Source organism: Actinomyces wuliandei, from assembly GCF_004010955.1.
GTDB lineage: Bacteria > Actinomycetota > Actinomycetes > Actinomycetales > Actinomycetaceae > Actinomyces > Actinomyces wuliandei.
In genome coordinates, this window is record NZ_CP025227.1 from 1,849,694 (window position 1) to 1,861,152 (window position 11,459).

Consider the following 11,459-nt stretch of genomic DNA (forward strand, 5'->3'; position numbering starts at 1 on the left):
AGGTGTGGCATGGCTCCCTGCCTCGGCTCAGGTCACCGGCGCCACGAGGTCCGCCCACACCAGCACCACCGCCATGACGACAAGCAGGGCGACGACGACCTGGCTGACAGGCAGCAGACGGGCGATGTCCACCGGCCCAGGGTCAGGTCGCCCGCGCGCAGCAGCCCAGCGCCTGCGGAGCCCCTCCCAGCACGCCCCGGCCACGTGCCCGCCGTCAAGGGGCAGCAGCGGCACCAGGTTGAAGGCGAACAGTGCCAGGTTGAGGCTGCCCAGCAGGCTCAGCATGGCTGACACCCGTGCCGACAAGGAGACGGTGCCCTCACCGACCCCCGCGCTGGAGACCTGCCCCGCGTGGCGTCCCAGCCCCACCAGGCCGATGACCCCGGTGGTGCTGCGCTCCTCCAGCCCCAGGCCGGCGGCGACCACGTGGTACAACCCCACCGGCAGGGTGGCGATCGCCCGCAGCGTCCCCCCGACGGCCTGGCCGACCATCCCCGGCAGCTCTCCCAGGGGCACGCGCCGGGTCTCAGAGGCGGGGCTGAGCCCCACATAGGGTCGCGAACGGGTGAGGGCGGTACCGGTGGAGTCGGTGACCGGGCTGCCCTGGTCGTCGCGCACGGCACGCTCCACCTCCACGGCCGTCACGCTGACGGTCCGGCGCGCCCTGTCACGCTCGACGACCACCTCCGTCGGGGTGGTCCCTGCCCGTTCGATCTGGGCAGTCACCTGCTGCCAGGTCGAGACCGGGACACCGTTCCAGGAGATGATCCGGTCCCCCGGCTCCAGTCCGGCCCGGGCCGCTGGGGAGACTGGGTCCTCCTCGGTGCAGGGCGCACCGGCGTCGATGTCGGAGGAGACGCAGGGGGCGACGGAGGCCAGGGAGGAGGTGCTCGTCGGGACCCCCACCACGCCGAGGCTCACGGCCAGCAGCACGACACCCAGGACGAGGTTGGTGAGGATGCCGCCGGCCATGACCACCAGCTTGCGGGGGACACTGAGCCGGTAGAAGGCACGGTCCTCCTCACCGGGGGCGATCTCCTCCATGGAGTCGGCCCGGGCCTGGCCCACCATGCCCAGCTCACCGCTGCTGGTGCGCCGGTCCGGACGGTCGGGGTTCTCCGGCGGCAGCATGCCAACGAGCTTGACGTAGCCTCCCAGCCACAGGGCCTTGACCCCGTACTCTGTCTCCCCGCGCCGCACCGACCACAGCCGCGGGCCGAAGCCGATGAAGTACTCGGGAACCTTGACCCCGAACTTCTTGGCAGGCAGCATGTGACCCAGCTCGTGGAGGGCCACGGACACGGCGATGCCGACCACCATGACGGCGATACCCAGGACGTAGGCAAGTGCCTGGCTCATGCGTCTCCTCCCACGTGCCCGGACCGGGCCTCGACCATCTCCTGTGCCCGCGCACGGGCCCAGGACTCCACCTCCAACAGCTCGTCAAGACCAGGACTGCTGAGGCCCTCGTGCTCTGCCAGGACCGCGGCGTCGATGCTGGTGACGTCCAGCCACTCCAGCCCGCCGACCAGGAAGGCCTCCACCACCTGCTCGTTGGCGGCGTTGAGGACCGCAGGGTGGGTGTCGGAGGCCGACACGGCCTGGCGGGCCAGGTCCACCGCCGGGAAGGTCTGGGAGTCCAGGGGCTCGAAGGTCCAGGCCACCGGGTCCTCCCACCTGGTGGGCTCGACCAGTCCTGACAGGTCCTCCCGGTCCGGCCAGGTCAGGCCCAGGGCGATGGGCAGGCGCATGTCGGGCGGGGAGGCCTGGGCGATGGTGGCGCCGTCAAGGAGCTCGACCATGGAGTGGACCACCGACTGCGGGTGGACGACGACGTCGATGTCGCCGGGGTCCACGTCGAACAGGAGGTGGGCCTCAATGAGCTCCAGGCCCTTGTTGACCATGGTGGAGGAGTTGACGGTGACCACAGGTCCCATCGACCAGGTGGGGTGGTCCAGGGCCTGGGCCGCGGTCACGCCGACCAGCTCCTCGCGGCGCCTTCCCCGGAAGGGCCCCCCGGAGGCGGTCAGCACCAGTCTGCGCACCTCGCTGCGACCGGTGACCAGGGGGCTGGTCAGGCCCTTCTCGTGGCGGGCGGACAGCAGGCACTGGGCGATGGCGGAGTGCTCGGAGTCCACCGGCACCACCTGCCCAGGCCGCCGCAGGGCGTCACGCACCAGCGCCCCTCCCACAACCAGTGACTCCTTGTTGGCCAGGGCCAGACGGGCACCGCTGCGCAGGGCCGCCAGCGTGGGCAGGAGTCCCACGGAGCCGGTGACGGCGTTGAGCACCGTGTCGTTGCGCGCAGGGGCAGCAGCCTCCACCACGTCCACCGTGGCCTGCGGGCCGGTGAGGACCGTGGTCACAGGGTTGGGCACCGCGCTGCAGGCAGCCGCCCGGGACAGTGCCTGGCGCAGGTGCTCCCGGACGGCGTCCTGCTCCCCCCCCTGGCAGGCGACGGCCAGGACCGGTACCTGCCAGGCCACGGCCTGCTCGGCAAGAAGGTCCAGGCGGGAGCCACCTGCGGCCAGCGCCGCCACCTGCGGCGCGCGGTCACCCAGCCTGGTGAGGACCTGAAGGGCCTGGGTCCCGATAGAGCCCGTGGAGCCCAGCAGGACGAGACGAGAAGGTTCAGTCATGAGGATCTGCCCGAGGGTGTCTGCCCGGAGGCTGTGTCCGGGACCTGTGGATGATGCCGTGCACGTACGGCGACGGCTACCCTACACGGGTGTGGCCGGGCGCCCCTCACCAGGCCAGCCGGTGTTACCGCCCGCTCGACCAACAGCTACTCCACCGACAGCAGGACCTCCACCACACGGGCGAGATAGCGGTCCACACTGGCCTCGTCGTAGGCCTTGGAGCCGCGCGCCGCCCGGAAGACCGCGCCCCTGACCTCAGAGGAGGCCAGGGCATTGTCAGAGTCGAAGTAGCCCGCGATACGGTCCATGAGCGCGTCCACGTCCTCCTTGGCGTAGCCCTGGCCACCAGCAGGCAGGAAGCGCTCCCCCTCGGGCCGGAGCAGCCTGGGGTAGAGGGTGGTGGCCAGCTGGGTGACCTGGTCCATCCAGGCACGGCGGCCGTGCTGGGCCACGAAATCGGCACGGCGTCGCTGCAGGAAGGCCGCCTCGAGACGGTCAAGGGCGGCGTCGACCGCAGCGGGCTGGTACCCCCCGGGAACGATGTCAAAGGCGACCGTGCGCACCCCCTCGGAGTCCATCTCGTCGAGCTCGCCGGCGTCGTAGATCTCGCGTGCGGTCTCAAAGTAGCGGTCCACCTGCTCAGGGCGGTAGCCCGGTCGCAGGGGCATGGACTTGGGAAACATGTTGCTCATTGCGTCCTTGCCCTCTCCTGGTTGAGTACCTCCGTGGCGAGCTGGCCGCAGGCACCGTCGATGTCACTGCCCCGAGTGTCTCGCACCGTAGTGGTAATTCCAGCACACCGCAGCGTGTCGACAAAGGACTGCTGGGCCTGGGGCGTAGAGCAGGTCCAGATCGACCCTGGGGTCGGGTTGAGGGGGATGGGGTTGACGTGGGCCCAGCCCCTGCCCCTGCGGTTGAGCTCCTCGGCCAGGAGCTGCGCCCGCCAGGCGTGGTCGTTCATGTCCTTGATGAGCGCGTACTCAATGGACACGCGCCGCCCGGAGGCCTGGAAGTAGTCGTAGGCGGCGTCCAGGAGGTCAGCGACCTTCCACCGGGAGTTGACCGGGACCAGCTCGTCGCGCAGGGCGTCGTCAGGAGCGTGGAGGGACACAGCCAGCGTGACCGGGAGCCCTTCTCCGGCCAGGCGACGGATGAGGGGGACCACCCCCACCGTGGAGACCGTGATGCCCCGCGCCGACATCCCGAAGCCCTCCGGCGCGGGGTCGACGAGGCGGTGCAGGGCCGCCACGACGTTCCTGTAGTTGATCATCGGCTCGCCCATCCCCATGAAGACCACGTTGGACAGGCGCGCGGGCCCGCCCGCGAGGTCCCCTCTGGCAGAGGCCAGCGCGGCGTGACGAACCTGCTCGACGATCTCTGCGGTGGACAGGTTGCGGGTCAGCCCCATCTGGCCGGTGGCGCAGAAGGGGCAGGCCATCCCGCAGCCAGCCTGGGAGGACACGCACAGGGTGGTGCGGTCCTCGTAGCGCATGAGCACGGACTCCACGCGCACGCCGTCGTGGAGCTCCCACAGGTGCTTGACGGTGCGCCCGGCGTCGGCACGCAGGGCACGGACCTCGCAGATGAGGGGCGGCAGCAGCTCGGCGCACAGCTGGTCCCGCTGGGACGCTGGCAGGTCGGTCATACGCGCGGGGTCGCGTGTGAGGCGGATGAAGTAGTGCCGTGAGACCTGGTCGGCCCTGAAGCCTGGCAGGCCCGCGTCCTGGCAGGCAGCCTTGCGGCCCGCCAGGTCCAGGTCCGCCAGGTGCCGGGGTGCCCTGCCACGGGGCGCTGGGACCGCCAGGGACAGCCGGGGGCGGGCGTCAGGACTGCTCGCGCCCTCGGGAGGCTGGTCAGTCGGGAGGACCTGGACCTCGCCGGGAGCCGGGCCAGCAGGGCTGGCAGAACCGGGCGCCCGGTCAGCGGGACCGTGCCGGGCCGCGCGCCCGGCTGGGGCACCAGGACGGTGGCTGGCAGGACTCACTGTCCACACGCTCCTTTCCGGGCGGCCTCAAAGACCGCCTACCACACCACGAGGGTGAAGACGTAGACCACGGGCGCGGCCACGAGAACCGAGTCCAGACGGTCCATCATCCCCCCGTGGCCGGGCAGGAGGGTGCCCATGTCCTTCAGGCCCAGGTCACGCTTGAGCAGCGACTCTCCTAGGTCCCCCAGCGTCGAGACCACCACGACGCACGCCCCCAGGACCGCCCCCGCCCACACCGGTCCGTCCAGCAGGTACAGGAGCCCCGCCCCCGCCGCGACCGTGGCCAGCAGGGAGCCCACGAACCCCTCCCAGGACTTCTTGGGAGACACCGACGGAGCCATGGGGTGGCGCCCAAGCAGCACCCCGACCAGCCAGCCACCGGTGTCACTGGCGGCAGGCAGGGCGATCATCATCATCACCCGCTGCGCCCCCTCCTCCTGCGCCGCCACCAGGACCGCGAAGGAGGCCAGGAAGGGCAGGTAGGTGGCGGCGAACACCGATGCCGCCGCAGAGCGGGAGCGCGAGCGGCGCACCATGTCGTGGAGGTCGCTACGGGGCACGGCGTTGCCGGACTCCTCCAGCGGCGTGCCGGTGTCCGCCTCCGCCTGGTCCATGAAGCACCACAGGACGCAGGCCCCCGCAGTAGCCACGTAGGAGCCGAAGGCCGCCTCGGCACCCACCTGCCACGCGCACACGGCAGTACCCAGGGTCCCCAGCCACAGAGGAGCCAGTGGCAGGCGGATCCGCTTACGAGCCAGTGCACCCGCCATCTCCCACTGCGCCCCGCACACGGCCACCACGGCCAGGAGGACGAACAGCTCCCTGTAGAACAGCAACGACCCCGCGACTAGCAGGACGAGGACGACTGCCACGCCCACAGCGGCAGGAAGGTTGCGCCCGGCACGCCCTGTCGCGGGAAGGGGGGCGTGGTCACGCGTGGGGGGCGGGGTCAGCAGGGTGCTCACGAGGCCCACGGCTCACGTCTTGAGGTCATCAGCAGTCCTCCGGTCACGATAGGTCACCTCCCGTCCAGGCCCGGGGCTCCTCGGACGCCGTAGCGGCCTCAACGTCGCGCCGCTAACGGACCCCAGGGTGGCCCCGCTCGCCCAGGCGCTCACACGTCCAGGAGCTCGCTCTCCTTGGCAGCCAGGGCCGCGTCAACCTGCTCCACGTAGCGCCGGGTCAGGGCGTCCAGGTCCTGCTCGGCCCGCTTGACCTCGTCCTCTCCTGCCTGACCCTCCTTCTTGATCGCCTCCAGCTCCTTCTTGGACCGACCCCGGATACCGCGCACCTGGACACGGGACTCCTCGGCCCGGGAGCGGGCCAGCCTGACATAGTCCCTGCGGCGCTCCTCCGTGAGCGCGGGCAGGGTCACCCGGATCACGGTGCCGTCGTCGGTGGGGTTGACGCCCAGGTCGGACTCGCGCACTGCGGTGACGATGTTCTTTGTCGCCGAGCGGTCAAAGGGGGTGATGAGCACGGTACGCGCCTCCGGGATCGTCAGTGACGCCAGCTGCTGGAGGGGAGTGGGAGCCCCGTAGTAGTCGACCATGATGCCGTGGAACATGGAGGGGTTGGCTCGGCCGGTACGGATGGAGGCCAGACCGCTCCTGGCGGCCTCAAGGGCCTTGTCCATCCTGTCCTCGGCATCTAGCATGACGTCGTCGATCATGGTGCTTCCCTCCGGTGGTGGTAGCGTGACTTTGGTGGGGGTTCCTGCGGCAGCAGCCGGGCGGGCCGCTGCCCGGTCAGCCTGGAGTGACAAGGGTACCGATCTTCTCACCCAGGACGGCCCGGGAGATGTTGCCGGGCTCGCCCATCCCGAAGACCCTCATCGTGAGCCTGTTGTCCCGGCACAGGGAGAAGGCTGCGGCGTCCACCACCTGGAGACCGTCGGCCAGCGCCCGCTCGTAGGTCAGGTGCTCCAGCAGGACGGCGGAGGCATCCTTGCGGGGGTCGGCGGTGTAGACGCCGTCAACCCCGTTCTTGCCCACGAGCAGCTCGTCACAGTGAGTCTCCAGGGCGCGCTGGGCGGAGACGGTGTCAGTGGAGAAGTAGGGGAGCCCGGCCCCGGCCCCGAAGACCACCACGCGCCCCTTCTCCATGTGACGGATGGCCCGTAGAGGCACGTAGCTCTCAGCGACCTGGCCCATGGCTATCGCCGTCTGGACCCGCGCGGGGACCCCGGCCTTCTCGATAAAGTCCTGCAGCGCCAGGGCGTTCATCACGGTGCCGAGCATCCCCATGTAGTCGGCGCGGGCACGGTCCATGCCGTGGGCGGACAACTCGGCACCGCGGAAGAAGTTGCCTCCCCCGACGACGACGGAGACCTGCACGCCCTGGCCCACCGCCGCAGCAACCTGCTGGGCCGCGTCGGCCACGACGTCAGGGTCCAGCCCGACCTCCCCGCCCCCGAAGACCTCGCCAGAGAGCTTGAGCAGGACTCGTCGCGGGTGCCTGGTGTGGGCGACGCGGTCGTCACGGGCCGGGGACTCACTCATGCCAGTGCCTCCTGAGCTGGTGTTCCGTTGTGTCAGACGTGCGTCACAGACTACCCTCTCCGGGGGCGTGTGCCGCCATCGCACGCCGCCGTGCGCGACGGGGCCCCCCGGAAGACCGTGACAGGCCGAGACACGCTGCGGCAGGCAGCACAGCGGGCACGGCTCCTCGCAGGAGGAGCCGTGGGGTGGCAGCGGGTCCCAGCGGGCCCCGTCAGCCGCCCCACGGCCACACGGCTCAGACTCCGACCCGGAAACGGACGAAGCCGGTCAGCTCGCCGCCGGAGGCCTCGACGACCTTGCCCACGGTCGTCTTCGGGTCCTTGGCGTAGGGCTGCTCCACCAGGACGTGCTCCTTGAAGAACCCGCTCAGACGCCCCTCGACGATCTTGGGGACAGCCTTGTCGGGCTTGCCCTCAGCCCGGGTGGTCTCCTCGGCGATAGCCCGCTCCCTCTCCACCACAATGGTCGGGACGTCCTCGCGGGTGAGGTAGCTGGGGGCGTAGGCGGCCACGTGCATGGCGACGTCGTGGGCCACCTCGGCGGCCTTGGCGTCGGTCCCCACGAGGACACCGACCTGGGCGGGAAGGTCGGGGCTGGTGCGGTGCAGGTAGAGCTCCACCGCAGGGGCACTGAGGCGGGCGAGGCGGCTTACCACGATCTTCTCCCCGATAACCGCCTGCATGCCGTCGGTGAGGTCCTTGACAGAGGTGCCGCCGACCTCGACCCTGGACAGGGCATCGGCGCTCTGGGCACCTGACTCGACGGCGGCGGCGAGGACCTGGTCGGCGAAGTCGAGGAACTTCTGGTTCTTGGCCACGAAGTCGGTCTCAGCGTTGATCTCGACCAGCACGCCGACCTGCCCCTGGCTGTCGTCGGCCACCGTGGCCACCACCAGCCCGGCGGAGGCCGCCCGGCCCTCGCGCTTGGCGATCCCCTTGAGACCCTTGATCCGGATGATCTCGACGGCCTTCTCAGTGTCGCCGTCAGCCTCGTCGAGGGCCTTCTTGACGTCCATCATGCCGGCCCCGGTCCTCTCACGCAGAGCCTTGATGTCAGCAGTGGTGTAGTTCGCCATAGATGTCTCCGTTGTCTCCTGAAGTGTCTCGTGTCTCAGTCACGCCAGCACGGCTACGGCGCGCCCTGCCAGCAGGGCGGCGTGACACGGCTGGCATCAGCAGGCTCAGGCCTGCCCGGGAGCCTCTGCCTGCACCGCCGCCTGGGCCGAGCCCCCGGCAGACTGGGCCACCTGCTCCTGGGCAGCCTCAGTGTCCCCAGCAGGCTCAGCAGCCGCCCCGGTCGAGGCGGCCTCCGCACCGGCAAGCAGCTCAGCCTCCCACTCCGGCAGCGGCTCGGCGTCCACGGGATCAGGCTGAGCCTGGGCCCCGCTACGCCCGCGACCTGCGGACCGGGCCAGCAGCCCCTCAGCAGCGGCGTCAGCCACGACACGCGTCAGGAGGGAGACGGCGCGGATAGCGTCGTCGTTGCCCGGAATGCCGTAGGTAGCCTCGTCCGGGTCACAGTTGGTGTCAAGGATGGCGATGACGGGAATCCCCAGCTTCTGGGCCTCGGAGATGGCCAGGTGCTCCTTCTTGGTGTCAACGACCCACACGGCTGCGGGCAGCCTGCTCATGTCCCGGATACCACCCAGCGTGCGCTGGAGCTTGTCCTTCTCCCGGCGCATCATGAGCAGCTCCTTCTTGGTGCGGCCGGACCCGGCCACGTCGTCGAAGTCGATCTGCTCGAGCTCACGCATACGGTCCAGGCGGGTGCGCACGGTGGAGAAGTTGGTCAGCATGCCGCCCAGCCACCGCTGGCTGACATAGGGCATGCCCACGCGCTGGGCCTGCTCGGCCACGGCGACCTGGGCCTGCTTCTTGGTGCCGACGAACAGGATGTTGCCGCCACGGGCGACGGTCTCCTTGATGAAGTCGTAGGCGGTGTTGATGCCCTCAATGGACTGCTGGAGGTCGATGATGTAGATACCGTTGCGCTCGGTGAGGATGAAGCGCTTCATCTTGGGGTTCCAGCGGCGGGTCTGGTGCCCGAAGTGAACACCGCTCTCAAGGAGCTGACGCATGGTGACGACGGCCATGAAGGTCCTTCCGTGTGTGGGCCGAGAGGTTGCTCGACGCACGTGTCGCTCGGGGGACCCTGACAACACGGTCAGCAGGGTCCCGGCTTGTATCTGGGTTTCCCCGTCAGCGGCCCCACGAGGATTCTCCCCCGGAAAGCCGCCTCAGGGCCTGGTGCCCGCGACGCGCAGCCACCCGCTCCTCACGGTGCGGGACCACGGCTGCGTCGTCCGGAAGGGACGTCCTGAGCGCCTCAGGTGCGGACACGCGAAGTCAGCACCTGAGAACCGCCAGAGCCGATCCGCAGGATGCTGCGGAGCAGAGGTTACCACAGGGCGGGCTCCACTCAGCAGCCGGGCCGGGATGAGCCGTCGTCGTCCCGGTCACCACAGGGAGGGTCAAGCAGGCTGCCGCCACAGGCCGATGGTGCCGACATGGCCCGAGGGCGACGCCGTCTCCCACCCTGCACCTATGAGACTCCTCCCTCCTGGGGACCCACCCGGTACCGCCAGCCCTGCCAGCCAGGCTCCCGGCACTGCCAGCCCTGCTACCGGCACCGCAAGGACCGACACAAGGACCGCTACAAGGACAAGGGTGCTTCCTTGGCCGCTGCGGGCAGGCATCGCGGTCCTCCTGGCCGCCACCGCCCCTCTCCTGCTCGCCGCCGCACCGGGAGCGGGAGGCTTCCCACGCGCCTGGGCCGTGCCGCCAGCCGCTCTCCCCTCCGAGGAGGTGCCGCCGCAGCCGGGGACCCGCTACGGCTGGCCCACCGGGGAGGCGGCAGCCGTCCTGCAGCCCTTCGACCCTCCGGCACTCGTGTGGGGGGCCGGGCACCGCGGGGTCGACCTTGGGGCTCCCGCCGGGTCCCCCGTTCTGGCCGCCGCCGACGGCACCGTGGCCTTCTCCGGGGTGGTCGTCGACCGGCCGGTGGTCTCCGTAAACCACCTTGACGGAATACGCACCACCTACGAGCCGGTGGAACCGGTGGTCAGCGCAGGCCAGGCTGTCACCCGGGGACAGATGCTGGGCACCCTCGTGGCAGGCCACCGCACCGACGGGAGGGACGCCCTGCACTGGGGTGCACGTACCGGTCCCACGAACTATGTCAACCCGTTGCGGCTGGTACAGCCCGCCGTCATCCGGCTCAAACCTGTAGGGGCAGACTGAGCCGACCACTGCTCCAGCGGGCCTGGCAGCCCCGGCGGGCAACCGGGTCAGGCCCGGGGGAAGGCCTGCTCGTAGACAGCGCGCAGGCGTTCGGCGGAGACGTGCGTGTAGCGCTGGGTGGTCGCCAGGGAGGAGTGCCCCAGGATCTCCTGGACGCTGCGCAGGTCCGCGCCGCCGGACAGGACGTGGGTGGCTGCGGAGTGCCGCAGGCCGTGGGGGCCGAGGTCGGGGACCTGGGCTGCCGCGCACAGGCGGTGGACCACCTGCCGCACGACCCGAGGGTCGATACGACGCCCGCGTGCCCCCAGGAAGAGCGCCTGGCCAGCATCCGTGCCCGCTAGCTGCGGGCGGGTGCCCAGCCACCGGTCCAGGGCGCGCGCGGCGGGGACGCCGTAGGGGACGACCCGCTCCTTGTCCCCCTTTCCCAGCACTCTCAGCGTGCGGGCGCTGCGGTCAAGGTCAGCAGCGTCCAGACCGCAGAGCTCTGAGACCCGCACCCCGGTGGCGTAGAGGGTCTCGACCAGCGCCAGGTCCCGCACGGCCAGAGGGTCCTCCTGACAGGCAAGCTCGGCTGCGGTCGCAAGCAAGCGACCGGCCTGCTGCGTGGTCAGGACACCGGGGAGGCGGTTGTCGGGCCGTGGGGAGCGCAGCCGGGCGGCCACGTCAGCGGGGATCAGGCCCAGCCCGTGCGCCCACGACGAGAAGGCTCTGGCCGCCGCCGCCCGCCGGGCCAGCGTCGCCCGCGAGCGACCCGAGGCGGCCTGCTCCGCCAGCCAGGCGCGCAGGTCAGTCAGGCCCAGGCTGGCCAGCACCGGCCCGACCGGCTCCTCATCCCCGGGTCCTACGCCGAGGAAGCCGAGGAGGTCGCGCAGGTCGGCGGCGTAGGCTCGCACGGTGTGCTCGGAGAGGCCTCGCTGGAGGCTCAGGTGGCGCAGCCACCCCGCAACCAGGCTGCCACGTGTGAATGAGCCTGGGGAGCGCCCCGGGTCACCTGGAGCCTCGCGACGCTCCCCCGTGCTCCCCGACGGTATACCGCGCCCCTGGGGAGCAGCACTGGACAGAGAGCCGGGCGCAGGTCTGGATGCAGGGACGG

11 protein-coding genes are annotated in these 11,459 nt (G+C 70.7%); 1 reads left to right on the plus strand and 10 read right to left on the minus strand.

Features of this window, described 5'->3' with window-relative positions:
- Positions 1-27: 27 nt before the first annotated feature.
- The 9 genes from CWS50_RS07625 to rpsB form a co-directional block, all read right to left on the minus strand.
- Positions 28-1,359: a M50 family metallopeptidase gene (locus tag CWS50_RS07625; protein ID WP_127842307.1), complete on the minus strand. Its 1,332-nt coding sequence runs from the start codon at positions 1,357-1,359 to the stop codon at positions 28-30.
- Positions 1,356-2,639: a 1-deoxy-D-xylulose-5-phosphate reductoisomerase gene (gene dxr / locus CWS50_RS07630; protein ID WP_127842308.1), complete on the minus strand. Its 1,284-nt coding sequence runs from the start codon at positions 2,637-2,639 to the stop codon at positions 1,356-1,358. Before dxr ends, CWS50_RS07625 begins: the two co-directional genes overlap by 4 nt.
- A gap of 146 nt (positions 2,640-2,785) precedes the next feature.
- Positions 2,786-3,331, minus strand: coding sequence for a DivIVA domain-containing protein (locus CWS50_RS07635; RefSeq protein ID WP_127842309.1), 546 nt, complete (start codon positions 3,329-3,331; stop codon positions 2,786-2,788).
- Positions 3,328-4,623: a dual-specificity RNA methyltransferase RlmN gene (rlmN, locus tag CWS50_RS07640; RefSeq protein WP_127842310.1), complete on the minus strand. Its 1,296-nt coding sequence runs from the start codon at positions 4,621-4,623 to the stop codon at positions 3,328-3,330. The genes CWS50_RS07635 and rlmN overlap by 4 nt, the downstream gene beginning before the upstream one ends.
- Before the next feature lie 38 nt (positions 4,624-4,661).
- Positions 4,662-5,591: a phosphatidate cytidylyltransferase gene (locus tag CWS50_RS07645; RefSeq protein ID WP_127842311.1), complete on the minus strand. Its 930-nt coding sequence runs from the start codon at positions 5,589-5,591 to the stop codon at positions 4,662-4,664.
- 149 nt (positions 5,592-5,740) lie between these two features.
- A complete protein-coding gene (gene frr / locus CWS50_RS07650; RefSeq protein ID WP_127842312.1) occupies positions 5,741-6,298 on the minus strand; it encodes a ribosome recycling factor in 558 nt (185 codons plus the stop codon).
- Between the two features lie 76 nt (positions 6,299-6,374).
- On the minus strand, positions 6,375-7,127 hold the full coding sequence (gene pyrH / locus CWS50_RS07655; RefSeq protein WP_127842313.1) for a UMP kinase: 753 nt from the start codon (positions 7,125-7,127) through the stop codon (positions 6,375-6,377).
- A 235-nt stretch (positions 7,128-7,362) separates the two neighbouring features.
- Positions 7,363-8,202 (minus strand): translation elongation factor Ts, encoded by an 840-nt coding sequence (gene tsf, locus CWS50_RS07660; protein ID WP_127842314.1) that lies wholly within the window; start codon positions 8,200-8,202, stop codon positions 7,363-7,365.
- Between the two features lie 105 nt (positions 8,203-8,307).
- Complete coding sequence (gene rpsB, locus CWS50_RS07665; protein ID WP_127842315.1) at positions 8,308-9,219, minus strand: 30S ribosomal protein S2; 912 nt, start codon at positions 9,217-9,219, stop codon at positions 8,308-8,310.
- A 574-nt stretch (positions 9,220-9,793) separates the two neighbouring features.
- Between rpsB and CWS50_RS07670 the strand changes: the two genes are divergently transcribed.
- Complete coding sequence (locus CWS50_RS07670; RefSeq protein WP_243118236.1) at positions 9,794-10,366, plus strand: M23 family metallopeptidase; 573 nt, start codon at positions 9,794-9,796, stop codon at positions 10,364-10,366.
- 47 nt (positions 10,367-10,413) lie between these two features.
- On the opposite strand, the gene CWS50_RS07675 is transcribed toward CWS50_RS07670, so the two are convergent.
- Positions 10,414-11,316, minus strand: a complete 903-nt coding sequence (locus CWS50_RS07675) for a tyrosine recombinase XerC (protein WP_127843340.1) — start codon at positions 11,314-11,316, stop codon at positions 10,414-10,416.
- Between the last annotated feature and the right edge of the window lie 143 nt (positions 11,317-11,459).

What these genes read in the sequence shown, in the direction of transcription:
- CWS50_RS07635 (WP_127842309.1), bottom strand. Translation starts at nt 3,331, where the DNA reads ATGAGCAACATGTTTCCCAAGTCCATGCCCCTGCGACCGGGCTACCGC.
- CWS50_RS07625 (WP_127842307.1), bottom strand. Translation starts at nt 1,359, where the DNA reads ATGAGCCAGGCACTTGCCTACGTCCTGGGTATCGCCGTCATGGTGGTC.
- pyrH (WP_127842313.1), bottom strand. Translation starts at nt 7,127, where the DNA reads ATGAGTGAGTCCCCGGCCCGTGACGACCGCGTCGCCCACACCAGGCAC.
- dxr (WP_127842308.1), bottom strand. Translation starts at nt 2,639, where the DNA reads ATGACTGAACCTTCTCGTCTCGTCCTGCTGGGCTCCACGGGCTCTATC.
- frr (WP_127842312.1), bottom strand. Translation starts at nt 6,298, where the DNA reads ATGATCGACGACGTCATGCTAGATGCCGAGGACAGGATGGACAAGGCC.
- tsf (WP_127842314.1), bottom strand. Translation starts at nt 8,202, where the DNA reads ATGGCGAACTACACCACTGCTGACATCAAGGCTCTGCGTGAGAGGACC.
- rpsB (WP_127842315.1), bottom strand. Translation starts at nt 9,219, where the DNA reads ATGGCCGTCGTCACCATGCGTCAGCTCCTTGAGAGCGGTGTTCACTTC.